Origin of the sequence: Paraburkholderia steynii (assembly GCF_900100565.1) — a bacterium.
GTDB classification, from domain to species: domain Bacteria; phylum Pseudomonadota; class Gammaproteobacteria; order Burkholderiales; family Burkholderiaceae; genus Paraburkholderia; species Paraburkholderia terrae.
The window spans coordinates 418,160-441,667 of the sequence record NZ_FNDI01000004.1; the positions used below are offsets into that span (position 1 = coordinate 418,160).

General features: G+C 62.7%; 18 protein-coding genes. 13 read left to right on the plus strand and 5 right to left on the minus strand.

What is annotated here, in order from left to right:
- Nucleotides 1–73 precede the first annotated feature (73 nt).
- From BLT65_RS10720 to BLT65_RS10745, 6 genes are all read left to right on the plus strand, one after another.
- A complete protein-coding gene (locus BLT65_RS10720; protein ID WP_091777589.1) occupies nt 74–5,146 on the plus strand; it encodes a trifunctional serine/threonine-protein kinase/ATP-binding protein/sensor histidine kinase in 5,073 nt (1,690 codons plus the stop codon).
- 134 nt (nt 5,147–5,280) lie between these two features.
- Nucleotides 5,281–5,943, plus strand: a complete 663-nt coding sequence (locus BLT65_RS10725) for a response regulator transcription factor (RefSeq protein WP_042315811.1) — start codon at nt 5,281–5,283, stop codon at nt 5,941–5,943.
- A 144-nt stretch (nt 5,944–6,087) separates the two neighbouring features.
- Complete coding sequence (locus BLT65_RS10730; RefSeq protein ID WP_091777591.1) at nt 6,088–6,465, plus strand: response regulator transcription factor; 378 nt, start codon at nt 6,088–6,090, stop codon at nt 6,463–6,465.
- Between the two features lie 184 nt (nt 6,466–6,649).
- Nucleotides 6,650–7,027, plus strand: coding sequence for a BON domain-containing protein (locus tag BLT65_RS10735; RefSeq protein WP_091777684.1), 378 nt, complete (start codon nt 6,650–6,652; stop codon nt 7,025–7,027).
- A 117-nt stretch (nt 7,028–7,144) separates the two neighbouring features.
- On the plus strand, nt 7,145–7,582 hold the full coding sequence (locus BLT65_RS10740) for a DUF3331 domain-containing protein (protein ID WP_091777593.1): 438 nt from the start codon (nt 7,145–7,147) through the stop codon (nt 7,580–7,582).
- Nucleotides 7,583–7,621: 39 nt separating this feature from the next.
- Entirely contained in the window at nt 7,622–9,022 is a 1,401-nt protein-coding gene (locus BLT65_RS10745) for an amidase family protein (protein WP_091777595.1), read from the plus strand.
- Nucleotides 9,023–9,072: 50 nt separating this feature from the next.
- Here the strand turns inward: BLT65_RS10745 and BLT65_RS10750 are convergent, their stop codons facing one another.
- The gene (locus BLT65_RS10750) at nt 9,073–9,522 is read right to left on the minus strand and encodes a universal stress protein (RefSeq protein ID WP_244186475.1); all 450 of its coding nucleotides are present in this window, start codon (nt 9,520–9,522) and stop codon (nt 9,073–9,075) included.
- A gap of 850 nt (nt 9,523–10,372) precedes the next feature.
- Between BLT65_RS10750 and BLT65_RS10755 the strand changes: the two genes are divergently transcribed.
- The 6 genes from BLT65_RS10755 (at nt 10,373) to ilvD (ending at nt 17,293) form a co-directional block, all read left to right on the plus strand.
- Nucleotides 10,373–11,842, plus strand: coding sequence for an aldehyde dehydrogenase (locus tag BLT65_RS10755; protein ID WP_091777599.1), 1,470 nt, complete (start codon nt 10,373–10,375; stop codon nt 11,840–11,842).
- 69 nt (nt 11,843–11,911) lie between these two features.
- Nucleotides 11,912–12,892 carry an AraC family transcriptional regulator gene (locus BLT65_RS10760; protein ID WP_244186476.1) on the plus strand — a complete coding sequence of 327 codons (981 nt, stop codon included), beginning with the start codon at nt 11,912–11,914 and terminating at the stop codon, nt 12,890–12,892.
- Nucleotides 12,893–12,918: 26 nt separating this feature from the next.
- Complete coding sequence (locus BLT65_RS10765; RefSeq protein WP_091777601.1) at nt 12,919–13,365, plus strand: cupin domain-containing protein; 447 nt, start codon at nt 12,919–12,921, stop codon at nt 13,363–13,365.
- A gap of 321 nt (nt 13,366–13,686) precedes the next feature.
- On the plus strand, nt 13,687–14,715 hold the full coding sequence (locus tag BLT65_RS10770; protein ID WP_042315804.1) for an alpha/beta fold hydrolase: 1,029 nt from the start codon (nt 13,687–13,689) through the stop codon (nt 14,713–14,715).
- A 23-nt stretch (nt 14,716–14,738) separates the two neighbouring features.
- Entirely contained in the window at nt 14,739–15,266 is a 528-nt protein-coding gene (locus BLT65_RS10775; protein WP_091777603.1) for a cytochrome P460 family protein, read from the plus strand.
- Between the two features lie 167 nt (nt 15,267–15,433).
- On the plus strand, nt 15,434–17,293 hold the full coding sequence (ilvD, locus tag BLT65_RS10780) for a dihydroxy-acid dehydratase (protein WP_091777605.1): 1,860 nt from the start codon (nt 15,434–15,436) through the stop codon (nt 17,291–17,293).
- A gap of 1,029 nt (nt 17,294–18,322) precedes the next feature.
- On the opposite strand, the gene BLT65_RS10785 is transcribed toward ilvD, so the two are convergent.
- Entirely contained in the window at nt 18,323–19,429 is a 1,107-nt protein-coding gene (locus BLT65_RS10785; protein ID WP_244186477.1) for a TIGR03118 family protein, read from the minus strand.
- A gap of 336 nt (nt 19,430–19,765) precedes the next feature.
- Here BLT65_RS10785 and BLT65_RS10790 point away from each other — a divergent pair, with 336 nt between their 5' ends.
- Nucleotides 19,766–21,085: a condensation protein gene (locus tag BLT65_RS10790; protein WP_091777608.1), complete on the plus strand. Its 1,320-nt coding sequence runs from the start codon at nt 19,766–19,768 to the stop codon at nt 21,083–21,085.
- Between the two features lie 33 nt (nt 21,086–21,118).
- Here BLT65_RS10790 and BLT65_RS10795 read toward each other — a convergent pair whose 3' ends face one another.
- The 3 genes from BLT65_RS10795 to BLT65_RS10805 form a co-directional block, all read right to left on the minus strand.
- Nucleotides 21,119–21,517 carry a hypothetical protein gene (locus tag BLT65_RS10795; protein WP_091777609.1) on the minus strand — a complete coding sequence of 133 codons (399 nt, stop codon included), beginning with the start codon at nt 21,515–21,517 and terminating at the stop codon, nt 21,119–21,121.
- A gap of 76 nt (nt 21,518–21,593) precedes the next feature.
- The gene (locus tag BLT65_RS10800; protein ID WP_091777611.1) at nt 21,594–22,547 is read right to left on the minus strand and encodes a sulfonate ABC transporter substrate-binding protein; all 954 of its coding nucleotides are present in this window, start codon (nt 22,545–22,547) and stop codon (nt 21,594–21,596) included.
- Between the two features lie 15 nt (nt 22,548–22,562).
- Nucleotides 22,563–23,390 (minus strand): MetQ/NlpA family lipoprotein, encoded by an 828-nt coding sequence (locus BLT65_RS10805; RefSeq protein WP_091777613.1) that lies wholly within the window; start codon nt 23,388–23,390, stop codon nt 22,563–22,565.
- Nucleotides 23,391–23,508 lie beyond the last annotated feature (118 nt).

The window sequence follows — 23,508 nt, forward strand, 5'->3', positions numbered from 1 at the left end:
GGCGTTGCGGGGTGACAGGCACGGTACAGTATCGGGCCTGTTATGCCCGTCGCTGTGTCTGCAACGTCATCGCATGATCGATCTTCTTACCCGAAACTTCATTGAACTCAGCGCGGGAGCGCTCAGACTGCAACGGGCCGTAGCCGAAAGCGCTGCGCCCGTTCTCGTCGTTGGCCGTGCCAATGCGACTCCCGCCGAACTGGCCGTGTTGCAACGCGAATACGCACTGCGCGACAGGTTGCACGAAGCGTGGTGCGCCGTGCCGCTGACGTTGCAGCCGCATGGCAACGGCGCGTTGCTGGTGCTGGCCGACCCGGGCGGCGAGCCGTTGCACGCGCGGATGCAAGGTCCCGTTGGCCTGAAGGCATTCTTCGCGCTGGCTGTGAGCCTCGCGACCGCGTTGAGCGCGATGCATGCGGCGGGCGTGGTCCATCGCGCGCTGATGCCGCGCAGTTTCCTCATCGACGAAGAAAGCCGGGCTCGACTGGTGGGCTTCGGCTTTGCGTCGTGTGTACTGAACGACCTGGCGAGCGTGCCGGATGCCGACTTCGAATGGTGCGAAGCGAGCTTCAGTTATATGGCGCCCGAGCTTGGCGCGCGCATGAACGTGCGGGTCGACGAACGGGCCGATCTCTATTCGCTGGGTTGCATCCTCTATGAACTGCTGACGGGTGTCGTGCCTTTTGACAGCGCGACGGATGCGGCCGCGCGCGTCCACGCGCACGCGACGCATCGCCCGCGTCCGCCCGCCGAGTTCGCGGCGCACGTGCCGCCGCAAGTCTCGCAACTGGTCATGAAGTTGCTGGAGAAGGCGCCGGGGCAGCGTTACGCCAATGCCGCAAGCCTGCTCGCCGATCTGCGCCGGTGCGAGGACCTGCACGACCGTGCCGGGCACATCCCACCATTTGCGCTCGATACACACGCCGCGCTGCAATCGCTGCAGCGTGCCGACGGTGTGTTTGGACGTGAAGCAGAACTCGAAGCATTGACCACGGCTTACCGTATCGTCGCTGACGGCGGCAAGGCGCGCGTCGCATGGATCGCCGGCGCGTCCGGTATCGGCAAGTCGACCTTGCTGCAGGAAGCCGTCGCGCGCATTCGCCGCACGGACGCGCCGCTGCTTGCCGCGGGCAAGAGCGAGGAAGGCCGCCGCGCGACACCGTATGCGATCCTCGTGCAGGCACTGGAGCCCTTGCTGCAATACGTGCTGGGCTGCGCCGACGACGAATTCGCGCAGTGGCGCAACCGCATCCGTGAAGCGACAGGGCCGGCAGGCCGCACGCTCGCGGGTCTGTTGCCGACCCTCACGGCCGTGCTCGGTTCGCAGCCGGGCATCGGCGAGGCGCCGGACCCGCAGCCTTCGCTCGAACGCGAGCGCGTGCTGCAAGGCATGGCGCGCCTGATCGCGTGCTTCGCGACGGCCTCGCGTCCGCTCGTGCTGTTGCTCGACGACCTGCAATGGGCGGACGTCGGCACGCTGCATGTGCTCGAACGGCTGTTCAGGCACGCGGACGCGGCGCTGCTGTTCATCGGCGCATTCCGGGGCAACGAAGTCGGCGCGGATCATCCGTTGCGGGTCGGTCCGCTGGCGCACTCGCGCGACACGCTGCGCATCGAACTGGGACCGTTGAACGACCACGCGCTGCGCGAACTGATCGCGCTTGCGCTGCATCGGGACATCCACGCGCTCGCGCCGCTGGCCGACGAGATCGGCCGCAAGACCGGGCGCAATCCGTTCTTCGTTCGCCATCTGCTGCGCGTGCTCGCCGACGAAGGCGCGCTCGAATACGACCTCGAAGCAGGCGCGTGGGGATGGCACCTCGAACGCATCATGAGCCATCGCGGCGCGGACAACGTCATCGACCTGCTGACGCACAAGCTCGAGCAGTTGCCCGTGCCCGCGCAGTGCGTGCTGCGCACGCTAGCTTGCCTTGGCGACCGCGCATCGGGCGACATGCTCGCCATCGCCTCGGCGCTGCCAACCTGCGATACGGTTCAAGGCCTGCATGCCGCGCTCGAAGCGGGCAGCGTCTACCGCGACGGCGAGGACTGGGTGTTCTGGCACGACCGCATCCGCGAGGCGGCGTATGCGTCGATCCCGAAGGCCGACCGCGCGCCGCTGCATCTGAAGATCGCGCGGCGCATGCTCGCGCACCGCGCCGCGCAAGCCGACGTGTTCGCGATGGCCGTGCAGATCAATCTCGCGCGGTCCGCCGTCACGGACCCTGACGAGCGGCTCGCCTTCGCGCGCCTCAATCTCGATGCCGGGCGCCAGGCGAAGGCAGCGACGGCGCACCATTCGGCCCTGGGCCTGTTTCGCGCGGCGCTCGACTTTCTCGGCGACGATGACAACAGCGAAGAAGGTCTGACAGCCCGCATGCTGTGCGGCGAGGCGGAGTTCATGACGGGCGCGCTCGAACCCGCCGAGGCGCGGCTGTCGGCGCTGGAGCAGGTGGCGGGCGACGGCATCTTCGGCGCGGACCTGGCGCGGTTGCGCGCGGCGCTCTACACGACGCTCGGCCGCTACGATCTCGCGCTGCAAGTGGGGCTCGCGTTCCTGAGCAAAGCGGGCATCGACGTGCCGTTGCGCCCGAGTGTCTACGACGTCGACCGCGAATACGCGCGTCTGCGCGGTTGGCTCGACGAGCATGGCATCGACGGGCTGCGCCGCCTGCCGATCGTCGCTGACCCGTTGCGCCGCGCGATCACCGACATCTTCGCGGATCTGATTCCACCCGCGCTCTACACGGATCAGGATCTCGTCGACCTGATGCTGCTGCGTGCCGTCAATCTCGGGATCGAGCACGGCCACTCCGATGCGTCCGCGAACGTGTACACGTGCATGCAGCAGATTTTCGGCGCACGCTACGGCGACCATACGGCGGCGTTGCCGTTCGGCGAGCTGGCGCTGCATCTCGTCGACGAGCGCGGCCTCGCGCGTTATCGCGCGCGGGTCTATATGGTGTTCGGCACCTTCGTCGTACCGTGGGCGTTGCCGGCGAGAGCGGGGCACGACTACATCCGCCGTGCGTTCGATGTCGCCGTCCAAAGCGGCGATCACACCTTCGCGATGTATTGCCCCAGCAACCAGGTCACGGGGATGCTGTTCGCAGGCGAGTTCCTCGGCGACGTGCGCGCGACGATTGCGCGAGGTCTCGCGCTGGTGCGCGACGCGAATTTTCGCCTCGTCATCAAATCGTTTCTCGCGAAGTGGGCGTTCGTCACGGCGCTGCAGGATGGCGCGCCGGATTCCGACGAAGAGCCGCCGCCCGTTCCCGTCGAGGGCGCGCCCGTCACGCTGGTGGATCTCGCCTACTGGGTGTATCGCATGCAACGCGCGCTGCTGTTCGGCGATCTGCATGATGCCGTCGAGTCGCATCGACGGGCCGACGCCTGCGCGCACTTCGCGCGCTCGTTCGCGGAGCGCGCCGAGTTGCCGTACTACGGCGCGCTGACGCTGCTCGCGTTGCCCACGCGCGATGCCGCACAGCAAGCGGCGCTTCAGCGCCATATGGATCAACTCGATGTGTGGGCTCGCGCATGCCCGATGAACTTCGTGGCGCGCCGTGAACTGGTGCGGGCCGAATACTTGCGCGCAGTGGGCCTCTCGAACGAAGCCGGGCAAGGTTATGCGAAGGCCGTGTCGCACGCGCGCCGTCACGGCTTCACACAGGTCGAAGCGTTGGCCGCCGAACTGGCGGCGCGCTTCCATGCCGCGCGCGAGGAAGAGGTGCCCGCGCAAGCGTATCTGAACCATGCTCGCGGCGCGTGGCAGCGCTGGGGAGCGACGGGCAAGGTGCGCCAGTTGCAGGCGGACTACCCGGACTATTTTGAGTCCGATAGCAGCGCGCCGGGCGCGAGCCGTCTGCAGGAACTCGACGTTCAGGCCGTCCTGCGGATTTCCAATGCGCTTGCCAGCAACATCGTGCCGGCGCGTCTGGTGGAAACGCTGTTGCGCACGGCACTCGAAAGCGCGGGTGCCGAGCAGGGCGCGCTGGTGCTATTGCAACGCGGCGTGTGGCGTGTCGCGGCGCGCGCGCATGTGCTCGGCGGCGCCATCGTCGTCTCGCACGAAGCGGCCGATTTCTCGTCGGAGACGCTGCCGGTGTCGATCGTGCATGCCGTCGCGCGTACGCAGGAAAAGCTCGTGCTGGACGACGCGTGCGATTCGCCTGCCTATGCGCAGGACGACTACGTGCGGCGTCATCGCCCGCGCTCGGTGCTGTGCGTGCCGCTGATGCGTTACGCGATGCTCGTCGGCGTGCTCTATATCGAGAACAATCTCGCGGCGAACGTGTTCACGACGGCGAAAGCGGCGTTGCTCGAAGTCGTCGCTTCGCAAGCGGCGTTCGCGCTCGAAAACGCGCGTCTCTATGAAGAGCTGTTCGAGCAGAACCGGCAGCGCGCCAAGGCCGAAGACCAGTTGCGCAACGCGCTCGGCGATCTGGAGCGCGCGAGCCGTTTGAAGGCGATGGGCGAACTGGTCGCGTCGATCGTGCATGAAGTTGGTCAGCCGCTTGCTGCCGTCGATACGTCGGCGAGTGCGGCGTTGCGCTGGCTGAACCGCAATCCGCCCGAGATCGGCGAGACACGCGAGATGCTCACGCATATCGGCCTGAGCGCGACGCGGGCAAGGGCAATCATTCAGGGTCTGCGCGCGAAGGCGCGCAGAGCGGAGCCGCAATTCACGACGCTCGATCTGAACGAGGCGCTGCGTGAAGCGGCCGCGCTCGTCGCCGGGCAACTCGATGCCATGGCGATCACGCTGGAGTTGCGCGGTCTCGACTGTCCTGTGCAGGTGCGCGGCGACCGTATCCAGTTGCAGCAGGTCGCCATCAATCTGCTGACGAACGGCGCCGAAGCGATGGCGTCGCTCGCGCAGGGCGAACGCAAGCTGCGACTGATCTGTACATCGGATGACGGGGCGCCTGTTTGCGTGTCGGTGGAAGACCGCGGCAGTGGCATCGATCCGCAGATTGCCGGGCGCCTGCTCGAACCGCTTTTCACCACGAAGGAAAACGGCATGGGCATGGGCCTCGCCATCTGCAATTCGATCGTCGAAGCACATGGCGGCACGTTGACGCTGTCGCCGCGCGAAACGAAAGGCACGCGCGCGACGTTCACGCTGCCGCGCTTCGTCGCTTGAGCCGCCGCATACGATCGTATGATTGCCGCGCGTTCGCCGATGAGCGTCGTGGACCGTCGCGATCGCATTTGTTACCATCGCCGTCCGCTTGATTGCGCGGACGTTCGCGTCGTCGAAAACAGCAAAAACCAACGATGTCCAAATCCACGCCGTTCCAGACTGGTTCCCTTGAATCCGATGCCCGCCTCGTTTATGTCGTCGATGATGACGAGCTCGTTCGTGGCGCGCTCTCGGGCCTGTTGCGCTCGATCGACATCGACGTGCGCGCGTTCGCGTCGACAGAAGAATTTCTCGCTGCCGACAAGCCAGCCATTCCTTCGTGTCTCGTACTCGACGTGCGGTTGCGCGGTCAAAGCGGCCTCGCGTTGCAGCAAACGCTGATCGACGACGGACGCCTGCATATGCCCATCATCTTCATGACGGGCTACGGCGACATTGCGATGTCGGTGAAAGCAATGAAGGCCGGCGCGATGGATTTTCTCGCCAAGCCGTTCCGCGATCAGGACATGATCGACGCCGTGATCGCCGCGCTGGAGCGTGATGCGCGGCGCCTCGCGTCGGATCGCTCACTGCATACGATGCGCACGGCGTGGGACTCGCTGACGCCACGCGAGCGCGAAGTGCTGCAACTCGTCGCAACGGGGCTGTTGAACAAGCAGATTGCCGCGAACATGGGTATCGCGGAGATCACCGCGAAGATTCATCGCGGCCAGGCAATGCGCAAGATGAACTCACGTTCGGTCGCGGAACTGATGCGCAAAATGGAAGCGCTCGGCATCGTTCAAACGCCGCGATAGCCTACACTCGGCTAGCCGGAAAATGGCAAGTAGGGCCATATACGATCATATGATGGCGGGCAGGTGAGACGCGCCCTATCCTGAAGCTGCCGGGCAAGATTGGGATCCGCTCATTCGCTTGCCTGGTCATCAGTGAGAGTGTCCTTGTCCCTGCACAACAACGAGCTAGTCTCCATCGTCGACGACGATTCCCTTGTGCGCGCCGCGGCCGGCAGTCTGGTGCGTTCGTTCGGATGGGAGGCACGCGTCTTTGCATCCGGCGCGGACCTGCTTGCTTCCGACGTGCTCGAACGCACGCGTTGCCTCGTCTGCGACGTGCAAATGCCGGACATGGACGGCATCGAACTGCTCGACACGCTGGAGCGCAACGGTATGCGTATCCCCACGATCTTCATTACCGCCTTCGCCACGGTTCGCATACGCGAGCGCGTGCAGGCGGGTGCGGCACTATGCATGATCGAAAAACCGATCGATGCGTTGGAACTGGAGACGTGGATAGGTCGTGCGCTCGGATACGGATGACGATCAGGTCGTACTGTTGAAAGCGTTATGCGTGAGCGAATGCAATGCAACTGTAATCCCGATACATTTGGATACGTCGAGGAAAAACAGACGACACATTCGGCGCTTCTAATCCTTGGCAGGCATCGACGTTAGCTCGTTCGATGGCCTGCAAACCAGTTTCTACAACGACAAGGACAAGACAATGAACCTCCGCCAATTCGTGATGGGCAGCGGCCTCGCCGCCGTTATCGCATTCTCTTGCACGCAGGTGTTCGCTGCGGACGCGGCAGCATCGGCAACCGACACAACGGCGGCCGCTCCCGCTGCCACGTCGAAGAAGTCGATTCGCGTTGCGAATCGCGCGTTCTCGAAGACCGTTCAAAAGACGCTGTTGAAGACGAAGGGCCTGGAAGATACGTCGATCACGGCATTCGGCAACGCGAAGACGGGTCAGGTGACCTTGGCCGGACAGATTGCGAGCGAGGACCAGGATCACCTCGCCGTCGAAACGGCAAAGCAGGTGCGTGGCGTCACGGCCGTCGTCAGCAAGCTGACGCTGCGCCAGCAAGGCGGCGGTTGATCGCAGCGTAATACACGAAGGCGAACGGCCTTGCGGGCAGGTGTCCCGCAGGGCCACCGCCGTCAGAACAAAGACGTTTTCAGGCTATGGCCCGCGACAGGGACGGGAGATGAGTCGATGAATGCGCTATCCGAAGACAACATCGTGGTCCGCACGTTGCTGAATGTGCTGGACCCATCCACAGAACAGCGCGATGCGTGCGCAGTCAACCGTTATGCGGCGCTGAAGAAGCTGCGCGTCAGCATCCCTTCGCCTGTCGTTGAAGACACGTACGACGCGCCGTCCCGGCCCGCGCATATCGTCGTCGAGGAGCGGCTGTCGTCATGCACGATCAGCGTCTCGTGGAGCGATCCCTGCTCGGGGCGATACAACGCACAGATATGGCGCAGCGGACTCGCGCGCGACGCAGCCGTGTGCGCGCTGACGGGCCGCGCGATCAGCCGCGGCGACGAGGTGTTTCGTCCACGCGCGCATGACTTTCATGTGCCGTCCAACCGGCATCAGATGATCCTCGCCGCGACACTCGATCCGCACGCGGAACAGGCGGCTGCGTGAGGCGTATCATTTCCAGTCCGAATCTTTATCGGGGACAACATGACTGAACTATGGCGCTTGTCGGCGGCTGAACTCGCGAGGCGTGTTCGCAGCCGTGAGGTATCCGCGCGCGATGCGGCGCAATCCGCGCTGGCGCGTCTCGATGCAGTGAACCCGATCATCAACGCGGTCGTCGCGCACAAGCCCGAATGGGTGCTGCGCCAGGCGGACGAAATCGACCAGGCGATCGCGCGCGGCGAAGATCCGGGGCCGCTCGCAGGCGTGCCCGTCACCGTGAAGATCAACGTCGATCAGGCTGGCTTTGCGACCACAAACGGCACGCGTCTACAGGAAAACCTGATCGCCGAAACGAATAGTCCGGCCGTGGACAATCTGTCGAAGGCGGGCGCGGTGCTGCTTGGCCGCAGCAATTCGCCGACCTTCGCGCTGCGCTGGTTCACGTCGAACCAGGTGCACGGGCGCACGTTGAATCCGCGCGATGCAAAGCTAACGCCGGGTGGCTCATCGGGCGGCGCGGCTGCGGCTGTCACTGCGGGCATTGGGCAACTCGCGCTCGGCACCGATATAGGCGGCTCGGTTCGCTATCCCGCCTATGCGTGCGGCGTGCATGGACTCAGGCCGAGCTTCGGGCGTGTACCCGCATTCAACGCGTCATCGCCGGAACGCGCGATCGGCGCGCAACTGATGTCGGCAGCGGGACCGATTGCACGCACGATCGAAGATCTTCGTCTCGGCCTGCTTGCGCTTGCCGCGCCGGATCTTCGCGACCCCTGGTATGTGCCGCTGCCGCTGGAAGGGCGCGCCGTGCCGCTGCGCGCAGCGCTGTGCCTGCGACCTGGCGGTTTGCAGATCGCGAAGGAAGTCGAGGATGCGTTGCTCGATGCGGCGCGCCGGCTCGTCGATGCAGGCTGGACCGTCGAGGAAATCGACGACGTGCCGTCGATCCGTGAAGCCGGGCAATTGCAGGAGCGCTTATGGCTGGGCGACGGTTTTGACGCGCTGGCGGATTCTGTCGCGCGTGACGGCGATCCAGGCGCCGCTGCCGTCGTCGCGGCGGCGCGTCTGAAGGTACAGGGCCTGCCTGCCGATGTCATCAGCCGTTCGCTAGTGCGGCGCTCGACGCTGGTGCGTCAATGGCGTCTGTTCCTCGATCAGTATGCGGTGGTGCTGATGCCCGTCTCAGGCGAATTGCCGTTTCCCGACGACCTCGATCAGCGTGGCCCCGAAGGTTTCGACCGGGTATGGGAAGCGCAGCTCACGATGCGCGCGCTACCCGCGATGGGGCTGCCGGGCCTGGCTGTAACGACGCAACTGGTCGACGGCGTGCCCGTCGGCGTGCAGATCGTCGCGGCGCATTATCGCGAGGACTTGTGTCTGCTGGCGGGTGAAGCGATCGAAGCGCGCGGCGTACCGCCTTCGCCTATCGACCCTGTTGTTTGAGCTTGCCGGGCGGCAACTGCCGCCCGGTCCGCGCGCGCCCTCATCAACAATCACGAAAGGGGCGCGGTGACGGCCACGATTGCGGCGCCACGCAGCCGTTCGGCCAGATCGAGATGAACCGGGCGCCCGCCCCACCAGCGCGCGAACCCCGATTGCACGCGATGGCCGATCACCACGATATCGGCATGGAATGCTGCGACATGCAGCGGAACCACGTCGATAGTGCGTCCGAACTTGATGAAGCCATGCGCGGTGACGCCAAGATTCACGAGATGCGCGACTGCAACGTCGAGCGCGTGTTGCGCGTGTGCTTCCATACTGCTGCATGCGAGATCCGACAGCATGCCTGCACAGGTCGCATTGGCCGTGATCGAATCGACGACGGAAACCACATCGACGTGTGCGGACAACGCCAGCGACAATTGCGAGCAACGTTTCAGCGCGGCTTGAGCTTCTAACGTTTCGTCGTAGACAAGCAGCATTCTTGAAAAGGATGACATGTTCTTTCGAGGCCGTAACGGAGCGCGAAGCGGATCGTACTCCGATTGAAAGTGAGGATTTCGTAATGCGGGTCGCACGAATCCGATGCTGGATTTCGGGTGCTCTTCTCAACAACGCTTAGCCAGGTGGATCTATTCCACACACGTTTTTCTGGAAAAGGTGTTGTGAGCAAAGAGAACTTTTCTTCGCAGTACAATGCCGCCGCGCATGGCCTATCGGATCGGCGCGCCAGATGGAATAGACGATCGAGAACATCCAGTCGATCGGCGATGTGTCGCGAGGCAGCGTGTGTGAGTCTTCAAGCCCGCGCGCGCAGGCTTGATGAACGAGTTCTTCCGCTTCATATTCGTTCTCTGTCAGCCGTAACGCGAAAGACCAGAGCCGGGGAAGCATGTCTGGAAGAACGAGCGAAAAATCTATGCACTGCATTGCAATCGGGAAGCGGAATGACGGAGGGGAACTGTCTACTCTATCGCTCCCAATTGACGGATGCCTTGTCCATGCGGCGCATTTGTCTTGTCTGGGACGCGCATTCGAACGCTATAGACGTGAACGACAGCGGGTACGTATGCCCGGGAAGGTCTTTGAAACCGAATGTATCCGGAGTGGCGGCAGATACATTACGACATACTCCTGCGCTAAAACCAGGCTATAACCAGGCATCAGTCAGAAAGCGCGTTTTGGACAAGCGATCGAATTGCCTTGGACAATTTCCGAAAGAGTCGAATCACTACACTGAAAAGTCACAGGTTCCCGACGTTGGCGGAATCCGTTGGTGGGTTTCAAGCCGACATCGCGCGATCGAAACCCTTTCACTGTAGATGTAGAAGACTTTCAATCGGAAAGACCATGACCGAGTACTCCACAGCACTTTCGTCGAATGTCCGCAGTCGCTTTTTCATCGATGGCGAATGGGTGCTGAGCCACTCCGACGCACGCCATGTGCTGATCTCTCCCGCGACGGAAGAGCCATTCATGTCGGTTCCGCTCGCGGATTCCGTAGACGTCGAGCGCGCGATTGCGGCGGCGCGCCGGGCGTTCGACCACGGTCCGTGGCCGAAGCTATCGGGCGCCGAGCGAAGCATCTATCTGAAGCGGCTGACGGAAGAAATCCGCCAGCGCTTGCCCTTGCTCGCGCAACTGTGGACCGATCAGGTCGGCGCGCCGATTACGTTCGCGAATGGTCTGCTTCCCACGGGCATCACGCGCTTTGAGTTCTTTGCGTCGCTCGCAGAGACGTTCGAGTTCGAGGACCCACGACCGACGCGGCGCGGGCATGCGCGCGTGCGCCGCGAACCCGTCGGCGTCGCCGTGCTGATTGCGCCGTGGAATGCTACCTTCCCGATCGTGTCGCACAAGATCGCGGCGGCGCTGGCCGCGGGTTGCACGGTCGTCGTCAAGTCGCCGCCGGAGAGTCCGCTGGATGCGCTTGTCATCGCGGAATGCGCGGCGGCTGCGGGCCTGCCGCCGGGCGTGCTGAATGTCATCACGGCGGGCCGCGACGAGGGCGCGCAACTGGTGCAATCACGCGATGTCGACAAGATCAGCTTTACGGGCAGCGTCGCAACGGGGCAATGGATCGCACGCGCGGCAGTGGACCGTCTGGCTCGTGTGACGCTGGAACTCGGCGGGAAATCGGCGGCGATTCTTCTCGACGACGTCGATCTGCCTTCGGCACTGGCAGCACTGACACCGTTCACGATGCCGTTTTCCGGCCAGATCTGCTTCGCGCAGACGCGCATACTTGCGCCCAGGGCACGACATGACGAGGTCGTCAGCGCGTACGCTGAGATCATTTCGAAGCTGAAGCTTGGCGACCCGCGCGAGAGCGATACGCGCATCGGGCCGGTATTGAACGCCGTGCAGCGCGAGCGCGTGCGTGGCTATATCGAGCAGGGCATCAGTGAAGGCGCGCAGATCGTGTTGGGCGGTACTGGCAATGGTGGCTTCGAGAAGGGCTATTTCGTCGAGCCTACGGTATTCAGTCACGTCACGCCGGACATGACGATTGCTCAGCAGGAGATCTTCGGCCCCGTCGTTTCGATTCTTCCTTATGATGACATCGACGACGCGGTGCGTATTGCGAACGACACGCCGTATGGCCTTAGCGGCTCGGTTTATAGCAGCGATGTGGAGCGGGCCTACGCGCTCGCGTGCCGCATCCAGGCGGGCCATATCGGCATTAACGGAATCGAACTGGCTGCGAATGTGCCGTTCGGCGGTTTCAAGTTATCAGGAGTGGGCCGCGAAGGCGGCCGCGAGGGACTGGAGGCGTACCTCGAAACCAAGGCAGTGTTCATGCCGACGGCGGCTGGATGACAGGCAGAGAGGCGCGGGCGTGATCGATCGTTATAGTCGATTCGTTACGCGCGCGCCAAAGACCTGCGCATGCCCGTCCGTTTTGATTCATGGGACGTTTTCATGCACTTCGACACGCACGAGATCACTTTCGCTACTGGTCTGAGCGCGGGCGAGCGATGGTCGCACATCATGTTGAACAGCCACGGATTGAAATGCGCATTCGATCCGCGGCAGTCGATCGACTCGACCGTCAAGAGTTGGACCTTAGGCGCAGTCGGCGTCTCGCTTGCCGACTTGGCAACGCAGACGCTGTCGCCCGTCGGCGAGGAATTGCCGTCGTGGCAAGGCGGCTGGCTGTTCGTGAAGCTCGTGACGGAGGGGCATGTGCATGTGAAATCGCGCGGCCTGGTCGAGCGTTTCGACGCGGGCAGCATGTTCATCATCGACCCCGTCTATCCGTTTGTCGAAGTGTTCCCAGAGCGCGCGCGGATGACGGTGTTGCGCGTACCGAAAGCGCGTTTGCGCGAGCGTGGCGTGCATCGTTCGAGTGCGGGGCCGCTGGTGGGCGATGCGCTGTCGCCCGATGTTCGCGCGACCTGCGATCTCATTCAGTGCATCGCGCGGCAATCCACCGCGCCGAGCGTCATTGCGCAAAATATGATGGGAGAGCAACTGCTCGAACTCATCGAGTTCGCGATGATCGATCCTGGCGCGCGATCGAAGAGGCGGTGTCCCGAAGCGTTGATCCATCAGGCGAAGCGTTACATCGAAAGCCATCTTGGCGAGGCGGGGCTCGACGTCGCTTCGATTGCGTCCGGCGTGCATGTGTCTTCACAACACCTGCAGCGGCTCTTCCGTGTAAAAGGCATGTCGCTGATGCGGTATCTGTGGCAGACGCGGCTCGAGCGCGCGGCGCTGTTGCTGCGAACGCGCGGCGCGCACGACAGTTCGATTCAGGAAGTTGCATGGCAATGCGGATTCACCACGGCAGCGCATTTCAGCCGCCTGTTCAAGCGGCAATACGGCGTGTCGCCATCGGATTTCCGCTTTCTGGGCAATCACTTTTAAAAGCATTTCACTCACAGGGAAACGTCGTGAACAAGGCATTTTTCGCAGCATTGGCATTGAGCAGTGCAATCGCATCGACGGGGTTGCACGCGGAAACGATCAAGCCCGTCAAGGTTTCGAAAGCCGAACTTGCGGGCGCGGTATTCAACCGGAACGACGCGGTCAAGAAAGACGAAAACGGTCAGCGAAGTACGGACGTGGTCACCTTCACGTCGCCGGATAACGCCTATCAGACGGGCGTCTACAAATCGGGTCCGTTGCACGAGGAGATCAAAGGTCCGCAAGGTCTGCCTTATACGGAGTTCCTCTATTTTCTTTCGGGCAATGTGAAGCTGACGTCGTCGGACGGTTCGGTGATGGTCGTGAATACAGGCGAAGCCGTTACGCTGCCGAAAGGATGGACGGGGCAGTTCGACACGCAGGGTTACACCAAGCTCTACGTCACCTACGATGCGGACGAAGCGAAGAAGTAGTAAGACGGTCCGAATGGCCGAACCCGTTTCCCGGACCGGAATCCACGACGTTTTTGTATCCCAATGTATCTGCGCCGCCGCCTGATACATAACGACTCATTGGCGGACATTGCGGACAAACCGCAGATACGTCCGACATGTTTAATACCTCCATGCCAGCTGTTCTGGCGTTGCGAACGGGAAGCGCGAACAGGCGTTCGCGTGAAACGCACTGAGCCGACGCTCGCGCTGTGCGCGTTCCGCGTGCTGTCGAATCAACAGGCTGCGCATCTGACAAGAGCGCGCAGATGTCATCCAAGCAACCGTACCTGAGGAAAAAACATGTCGGATCAGATCAACACGCGGCGCCGTCGTCTGCTCGGGACGACCATTGCAGGCATCGGCCTGATGGAACTGGGCCTGAGCGGGCTCGCCAACGCGCAGACCAGCGTCAAGACGGGTGGACGTGCCGCTTCGTTCGATACGATCAAACAGATCAACGCGGGCACGCTGAACATCGGCTATGCGGAAGCGGGCCCGCAGAACGGCCCGGTCGTGATCCTGCTGCACGGCTGGCCTTACGACATCTACAGCTTTGCCGAAGTCACGCCGCTGCTGGTTGCGGCCGGTTATCGGGTGATCGTGCCGTATCTGCGCGGCTACGGCAGCACGCGCTTCCTGTCCGCGGATACGCCGCGCAACGGCCAGCAAGCCGTGATCGCCGTCGACATCATCGCGCTGATGGACGCGTTGAAAATCGATAAGGCCGTGCTGGGCGGGTTCGACTGGGGCGCGCGCACGGTGGACATCATCGCGGCGCTGTGGCCGGAGCGTGTCAAGGCGCTGGTGTCGGTGAGCGGTTATCTGATCGGCAGCCAGCAGGCGAACCACGCGCCGCTGCCGCCGAAAGCGGAGTTCGCGTGGTGGTATCAGTTCTACTTCGCTACGGAGCGCGGTTATGCGGGCTACGACGCGAATCGCCACGACTTCAACAAGCTGATCTGGCAACTCGCCTCGCCGAAGTGGAATTTCGACGACGCGACGTTCGATCGCACGGCCGAGTCGTTCGCTAATCCGGACCACGTTGCCATCGTGATCGACAACTATCGCTGGCGTCTCGGTCTGTCACGCGGCGAGGCGAAATACGACGAACTCGAAAAGCGCCTCGCGGCAGCGCCGACCATTTCGGTGCCGACCATCACGATGGAAGGCGATTCGAACGGCGCGCCGCATCCGGACCCGTCTGCGTACGCGAAGAAGTTCACGGGCAAGTACGCGCACCGGAACATCGGCGGCGGCGTCGGGCACAACCTGCCGCAGGAAGCGCCGAAGGCATTTGCCGACGCGATTATCGACGTAGCGCGTTTCTGAACGGACGACCGGGGAGCCATCCAATGCGAGCCATCCGGACCGCGTATGTTGTCCTCAGCACGGCGCTGCTGCTCGGCGCCGTGTCGGCGGATCAGGCAGTTGCCGAATCCGCCAAGCCTGCCGCTGCAACGAAACCGGCATCGCCGATTTACGGTGTCACGATTCCCGACGGATACCGCAAGTGGCAGATGATCGCGCCCGCCGAGGAAGCCGCGCCGCTCGACGAACTGCGCGTCGTGCTCGGCAATCCCGCTGCGATCAAGGCGATCGAAAGCTCGACGCTGCCGTACCCGGACGGCACGATACTCGTGAAGCTCGCGTACAAGCGCAAGCAGTCGCCCGATTTCGAATCCGCGACCGTGCCGGGACAGGCGACCACGGTGCAGGTGATGGTGAAGGACTCGCGACGCTATGCATCGACGGGTGGTTGGGGGTTCGGGCGCTTCATCAACGGACAGCCAGCCGACCTCGCGCAGCACCAGACGTGTTTCGCCTGTCACGCGGCACGGGTGAAGGACCGCGACTACGTCTTCACGCGGTACGCGCCGTAAGCGCGGGCGGGGATTTCCAGGTAGTGGGATTCCGACGCGCCTAAAGGCTGTGTGGGATAATCGCGGTTTGCCCAGGGCGCGACTCACGAGGTTGTTCGCACGGGCGCAAGAAGGGCCATTATTCCCGCGGCCCGCTTTCTCTCTGCGATATTTCACCCACAACCACGATGCCCGCATACCGTTCCAAAACCTCCACCGCCGGCCGCAACATGGCTGGGGCGCGCTCGCTGTGGCGCGCCACCGGCATGAAAGACGAAGACTTCTCGAAGCCGATCATCGCGGTGGTCAATTCGTTCACCCAGTTCGTGCCCGGACACGTTCACCTGAAAGACCTGGGCCAACTCGTCGCGCGTGAAATCGAAGCGGCGGGCGGCGTTGCGAAGGAATTCAACACCATCGCCGTCGACGACGGCATCGCGATGGGCCACGACGGCATGCTGTATTCGCTGCCGAGCCGCGACATCATCGCGGACTCTGTCGAATACATGGTCAATGCGCACTGCGCCGACGCGATGGTGTGCATCTCCAACTGCGACAAGATCACCCCCGGCATGCTGATGGCCGCGATGCGCCTGAACATTCCCGTGATCTTCGTGTCCGGCGGCCCGATGGAAGCCGGCAAGACGCGCCTCGCGAACCCGAAGACGGGTACCATCGAGTTCAAGAAGCTCGACCTCGTGGACGCGATGGTGATCGCCGCCGACCAGTCATACTCCGACGCCGACGTCGCCGAAGTGGAGCGCTCTGCGTGCCCGACCTGTGGCTCGTGCTCGGGCATGTTCACGGCGAACTCGATGAACTGCCTGACGGAAGCGCTGGGTCTTTCGCTGCCTGGTAACGGGACGGTGGTCGCGACGCACGCGGACCGTGAGCAACTGTTCAAGCGCGCGGGGCGCCGTGTGGTGGAACTGGCGCGCCAGTACTACGAGAACGAAGACGAGCGCATCCTGCCGCGTTCGGTCGGCTTCAAGGCGTTCGAAAACGCGATGACGCTCGATATCGCGATGGGCGGCTCGACCAACACGATCCTGCATTTGCTTGCTATCGCGCGGGAAGCGGAAATCGACTTCTCGATGACGGACATCGACCGTCTGTCGCGGATCGTGCCGCAGTTGTGCAAGGTCGCGCCTAACACGAACAAGTACCACATCGAAGACGTGCATCGCGCGGGCGGCATCATGGCCATCCTCGGCGAGCTGGATCGCGCGGGCAAGCTGCACACCGACGTGCCGACCGTGCATGCTCCGACGCTCAAGGACGCGCTGAACCAGTGGGACATCGCGCTCACCGACGACGAAGCCGTCAAGACGTTCTATATGGCCGGCCCCGCCGGCATTCCGACGCAGGTCGCGTTCAGCCAGAACACGCGCTGGCCGAGTCTCGATCTCGATCGCGCGGAAGGCTGCATTCGTTCGTATGAGCACGCGTTCTCGAAGGAAGGCGGGCTTGCGGTGCTGACGGGCAACATCGCGCTCGATGGTTGCGTGGTGAAGACGGCGGGCGTCGACGAAAGCATTCTGGTGTTCGAAGGCTCGGCGCACGTGACGGAGTCGCAGGATGAAGCGGTGGAAAACATCCTCAACGACAAGGTCAAGGCGGGCGATATCGTGATCGTGCGTTACGAAGGGCCCAAGGGGGGTCCCGGCATGCAGGAGATGCTGTACCCGACGAGTTATATCAAGTCGAAGGGGCTCGGCAAGGCGTGCGCGCTGCTGACGGATGGGCGCTTCTCGGGCGGTACGTCGGGGCTGTCTATTGGTCATTGTTCGCCGGAAGCGGCGGCGGGTGGAGCGATCGGTCTCGTGCGGGATGGCGATCGTATTCGTATCGATATTCCGAACCGTACGATCGATGTGCTGTTGTCGGACGAGGAGCTCGCGCGTCGTCGTGCAGAGCAGAATGCCAAGGGCTGGAAGCCGGTTAAGCCGCGTCCGCGGAAGGTGTCAGCTGCGCTGAAGGCCTATGCGAAGCTCGTGATGTCGGCGGATAAGGGCGCGGTGAGGGATTTGTCGTTGCTCGATGATTGATCTTGTTTGGATGCCGGGTTGGTGTTTTTGACTTTGCGCTGGCATCCGCGGTTTGGTTTCCTGGCGGGGGCGGTTTGGTTTTTATGGGTTTTCGCTGGCATCCGCGATTCGTTAGCGTGCTTCAGGCGTCGCCCCTGTGCGGGGCGGCACCTACTTTTCTTTGCCGCCGCAAAGAAAAGTAGGCAAAAGAAAGCGGCTAACACCGCCAACATTTCTTCTTGCCTGAGGGCCCCCACAGGGTCTTACGCTTCACACGGCAATCACGTGACCCATGTTCGTTGCCAACGCTCTTGCACTGCGCCTCATCCACTTCATGCACCCGCGCTGCAGCACGCCTTGCCAGGTAGTCCACCGCCGCCCAGGTGGCAAACTGTGTGTAGGCCGTAGTGCCACATGCGCCTCACTTCGGACCGATAGCGCGTGCGCTCCACCCTGTAAGAGCGCCAGGCTATACCCCGCGACAACCTACACACAGTTTGCCACCTGGGCGGCACATACCATTCGCTGCCGCCTGCTCGAGTACGGGTATTCGAAGCGGGTGAGGCGCTCATTCGAAGCGTTGGCAACGAACGCGAACAGCAATGCTGCCGTGTGAAGCGTAAGACCCTTTGGGGGCCCTCAGGCAAACACAAGAATCAGCGGTGTTAGCCGCTTTCTTTTGCCTACTTTTCTTTGCGGCGGCAAAGAAAAGTAGGTGCCGCCCCGCACAGGGGCGACGCTTGAAGCACGCTAACAAATCGCGGATGCCAACAGCAAAAACAACCAAACCACCCAGCGTCGCAGACGACCAAACGCAGATACCGCCCCGCACAGGGGCGACGCCTGAAGCAAGCTAACGCATCGCGGATGCCAGCAGCAAAAACAAGCAAACCACCCAGCGTCGCAGACACCCAAGAGCAGAGACACTCCCTGCAGAGAGCGGGACAACGCTAGCAAACCAAAAGCAAACCGCGAACCCAACCCAGCAACAGCATCCGCTCGGGCCGAAACCGTAAATCTTTCAGCGCCTGGCGCCCCAATGACCCTCGATCAATTCGCCGCCGCGTCGATCCTCCCGAACACCCCCGTCGTCTTGCTCGGCCCCGCCGCATAGAACAGCGTGTTCTTCGGCTGAATATCGACGTCGTTGCCAAAGCTGATCCCCCACAGCCCGTGCTGGGTGAACGGCTGACCATCGTGCAGCGTGAGCTTGCCAAGATCCTTCGCGCTATTCGGATCGAACGCTTCGATCGTGCCGTCTCCAAAATTGCCAACCAGCAGATCGTTGCTCAACGTGCCGAAGTTCGCAGGTGCCTGCGCGAGCCCCCACGGCGCATTCAGCACACCGCCCATACCGGCGAACTGCTTGACGAAGTGGCCGCTGAGATCGAACTCGTCCAGCACGCCCAGCCCGGCTCCGACGACCTGCGCGCTCGCCGTCGCGTTCTGCTTCGCATAGGTGACGAAGATGTTGCTGCCGATCGCCTGAATGCCGAACGGCGCAAAGCCTGCCGGTAGCGTCGGGTCCTTGAACTGTCCGTCGAGCTGGACCTTCGTGAACGCGGTATTGAACACGTCGATCTTGCCGTTGTGAAAGTCCGCCGCGTACAGCAGGTTCTGGCCGTTCACGGCGGCTGCCGTCAAACCTTTGTAGTTGGCGCCTGCGCTGCCGTCATCGAATGCGGTGACGGCCTGCGTCGGCAGGACTTTCGGTGACCAGGCGGCGATCGTGCCTGCGTCGGTGGCCCAGACGAAGACAGCGCTGCTGCTGTTGCCGCCGCTGCTGATGGTGAAATCCGTAGTGGAATTGAAGATGATGCCCGTCGGTCCGGCGGGACCGTTCTTGCCATCAGGAATCGTCACGACGAGCGATTGCACGACACCATTGCCGTCGTAGAGCGTCGACTTGTGAGTCGTATTGTCCGACACCCAGAAGGTGCCCTTCGGATTGAACGCCACGCCCCAGCCGTTCTGAAGGTTCGGATCGGTATGCGCGGCCGCCGTGCTGCCATCAGAAACCAGTGCAGTCGACGTGAACGGGCTGGGGGGCGGCGCGGGCGGCGCCGACGAATCGTTTCCGCCACCGCATGCGGCGAGGCCGGCTGCCAGAACGCCGGCGAGTGAAACTGCGAATAAAGGTCTATAGGTCTTCATCATCGACTTCCTCAATCGTTGTGATACGTATAGATAGGATCGCTAATAAATAGAACTGAGAGGTTCTTGGGCGATTCAAACGGTCCGCTTGAGATAGGACCTCTCTCCATAACAACTGTCGCGGCCCGCCTATTCCAACGTTTTTTGCTTATTGCGTTCGAGCGTTGCATCCAGGTCACGCCTTCGCATGTGACGATGCGACTTCGCAGCGCGTGCTGAAATGCGAAGCGCCCAGTGCTATTCATCAGATCATCGATATTTCTGGCGCGTGGACGGAATAAGCGGAATTCGTCAGGCGTTCTTCGAAATACAACCGCCAACGAAACATGGAAGGATGTTATGAATTCATTAGCCGAACCCGTTATGATCCGCGCCGCGCGTTCGCTGGGTGCAATGGAAAAGTTCTTTTATCTGTTGAATCAGAGTCATCCAAACCATTTCGCCATGGTTGGCGAGGTGTCGGGACCTACGCGCGTGGATCAGTGGCAGGACGCGCTCGATCTGGTCGCGCACCATTCGCCGCTCGTGTGGTCGCGCGTCGAACGGGGCAGCAACGGCGCGCCCGCATTCGTGCCCGTTCCGCATGGTTCGGTGCCGATGAAAGTGGCGCGGGTTGGTTCGACGAACTGGACGGATGAAGTCGCCGCGCAAATCGCGCAACCCTTTGATGAACTGCATCCGCCGCTGCTGCGCGCGACGCTGCTGCATGGCGAAGTACGTTCGATCATCGTGCTCGTCGCGCATCATTCGATCGGTGACGGGCTGTCACTGACGTCGTTGCTCGGCGATCTGCTGCGCGCGGTGGCGGGCGAAAATCTGATGCGCAGCGGGGAGACCAGGGCGCTCGAGCGGTTGATCGAACTGAAGCATGGCGCGCCGAAGCTTCCTTCGAACGCGCCCGTGCCGTCGGATGAGCCCATGCGTGCGCCGCTGGAGATGCGGCGGCCGGACGGGTCGGCGCCGCATGTCGAGTCGCTGCGTCTGACGTCGACGATGACGCGCGCGCTCCGCGAGCGCTCAAGGGCCGAGCGTACCTCGGTTCAGTCGGCGTTGATCGCGGCGTTCACGCGGGCAATGTGCTTTCTGAATGCCGATGCGCAAAGGGAACCGCGCGTACTATCGCCCGTCGATTTGCGGCGTCGCCTGCTCGACGGCAGCGATCATCTTGCGATGTGTGCGAGTGGCGTCGTTCACGCCGACGACGGTCCGCGCGACGCGGGCCTGTGGAGCCGCGCGCGCCACGCCGGACAGGCGTTCGCTGATATCGAGTCGACGGATGTACTGGCAGAGCGCGTGCTGACGGCACACGCGCTGCTCGACACCGTGAATGGAACGGCCGACGCGAAAGCCGTTTTCGCGCAGGCATTCGCGAACGATGCAGTGGTCACGAATCTGGGCGTCGTGAATCTGCCGAAGCGGTTCGGCCCGCTCACGCTCGACGCGGTCTGGGGCCCGTCGGTTTCGGTGGGTGTCGTCGATGAACAGGTGATCGGCGCGGCGACGTTCGACGGGCAACTGCATCTGGTGCATACGAGTTATACGCCCGTGCTGGGGCTGCTCGACCAGATGGTGGTGGAAATCACGGCGGCGCTAGCGGACGAAAACCCGGACGAAAGTGAGGACGAAAGCGCGGAAGCAGGCGCGGACACCCGCGAATAGCCGTTGTCGACATGAAGGAGAAGGGCGGCGAACTCAATCGTCGCAGCGCACGTCCTTCTTCTGCACGACGATAATCACGGGATACGTCTGGCCATGTTCGAGTTCGATGCGCGCGACCACCGACATCGTCGCGCTGTCGATCTCGTCGTACACGCTCACCTTCTCTTTGCGAAGGTTCTCGACGCCGACGCAGCCGCTTGCGCGCCCATCGTCGTTCACGTGGCATTGGATCGGGTGCTCGGAAATGTAGCGATAGCGGTCGCGGTCGGGCGTCGCGAGATATTCGCGCATGCTGTCAGCCGCTCCGCCAACGCCCGTCACATAGCCAATCGCGCAACTGAGGTTACCGTTCGAGCCGGAGTCCGCGGCAATCGCAGCCGTGCTCGCGACGGCGATTGCCGCCGCGAGTGTCGATGCAGGAAGGAATTTCATCGCGCAGTGTGCCTCGCAGTTTGCCTGTTACGATCGAAGTGCTGGATTGTAACGGCAACGCGCGAAACGGGTGGCGCTACGCGAGGTTCGGCGGCGCGGCCTTCAGCACGTCCACGTGCTTTGGAATCAGCCCAAGCTCGAGAAACGTATCCGCAATCTGCTGCTGTTCGGCGAGGATCGCGCGCGTGATGGGCTGGGTGCCGAACTGCTGGCGCGCCACGACCACATCGACGACGGGTTTCGGCAAGCCCCACAACTGCGCGAGTTCGCTCGCCAGTTGATCCTTGTTCTGCCGGCCCCAGTCGTCGACCTTTCCGAGTTCCTCGATCACGATGCGGATCACGTCGGCGTTTTTCGCGGCATACGTCTGCGACGAAAAGTAGTACGCGCGATTTCCCACTACGCCGCTCGCATCCGCAATCACGCGAGCGCCGAGCGATTTCTCCGCTGCGGCGAAGAACGGGTCCCAGATGACCCATGCGTCGATGGAGGCACGCTCGAACGCGGCGCGGGCATCGGCGGGCGCGAGGAACACGAGGTTCACGTCGGCATACTGCAAGCCGTGCTGGCGCAGCAGCTTCACCAGAAAGTAGTGGACGTTGCTGCCTTTGTTGAGCGCGATCCGCTTTCCCTTCAGATCCGCGACCGTGCGGATGGGCGAGTTCGGCGGCACGAGCACGGCTTCGGATTGCGGCCGCGTCACCGTCGCCGCCACGTACGCGAGCGGCGCGCCCGCGGCCTGCGCGAAAATGGGTGGCGCTTCGCCGACGTCGCCGAAATCGATCGAACCGACGTTCAGTGCTTCCAGTTGCACAGGGCCCGTGGAGAACTCGGTCCAGCTCACGGTTACGTTGAGTGGCGCGAGCCGCTTTTCGAGCGTGCCGCGCCCCTTGAGCAGATTCAGATAACCCTTCTGGTTGCCGATGCGCAGCGTGCGCGGTGAACCTTGCGCGAAGGCGGCGGGCACGGCCGCCGCCGCAGCGGCAGCCAGCGACTGTTTCAGAAACGAACGTCGGTTAGTCATAGACATGGCGAGTGTGCGCGCTTAGTGCTGCGGTGCGCCGTCCCATGCGGGCAGCGTTGCGCCGTGATAGACGGTCAGGATCGACGAAGCGACATTGGTTTGCTGATAGCTGTCGACCAGCGTCTTCACCCAGGCCGCTTTCGCATCCTTCGCATTGACCGCGATGAAGTTGCGATACGGATTGCCCGGCACTTTTTCCTGCGCGATCCGTTCTTGCGGAATCTGGATGCCTGCCTTGATCGCCCAATCGGTGTTGACGACGGCTGCGTCCACATCGGTGATCGCGCGGCCCACGATCCCCGCGTCGAGTTCTTTGATCTGGATGTGCTTCGGATTGTCCGCGATGTCGCGAGCCGTCGGCAGCAGGCCGACGTCGGGACGCAGCTTGATGAGCCCGTTGGCCTGCAACAGCAGCAGCGCGCGGCCTTCGTTGCTCGGGTCGTTCGGCACGCCGATGGTCGCGTTTTGCGGCAGGGCTGCGACCGACTTCACTTTGCGCGAATAGAGGCCGATAGGCTGCACATAGGTGAAGCCGACAGGCACGATGTCATAGTGGCGCGCGGCGATCTGCGCATCGAGATACGGCTTGTGCTGGAACGAGTTGGCGTCGAGATCGTGTTGCGCGAGCGCCTCGTTGGGTTGCGTGTAGTCGGAGAAGGTCGTGATCTTGACCTTGATGCCGTGCTTCGCCGCGTTGGCCGCGACTGCGCGCCACACGTCCTCGTCTTCGCCGGACATGATGCCGACGCGTACCGTCTGGTCCGCGGCGAGTGCCGCTTGTGCGCTCACAATCCCGCATGTCAGCAGAACGGAGAAGAGTGCGGCTTTGAGCGTCCTGGTTGTTTTCATGATTCAGAAGTCATCGGTTGAAGATGCCGAGATCGTAGAGAGCCGCTCGTGGCCGCGCAAATAATATCGAGCGCTATCGTTATCGCGTATGAGCGCAAGCGTTCCAAGGCGGTCCAAT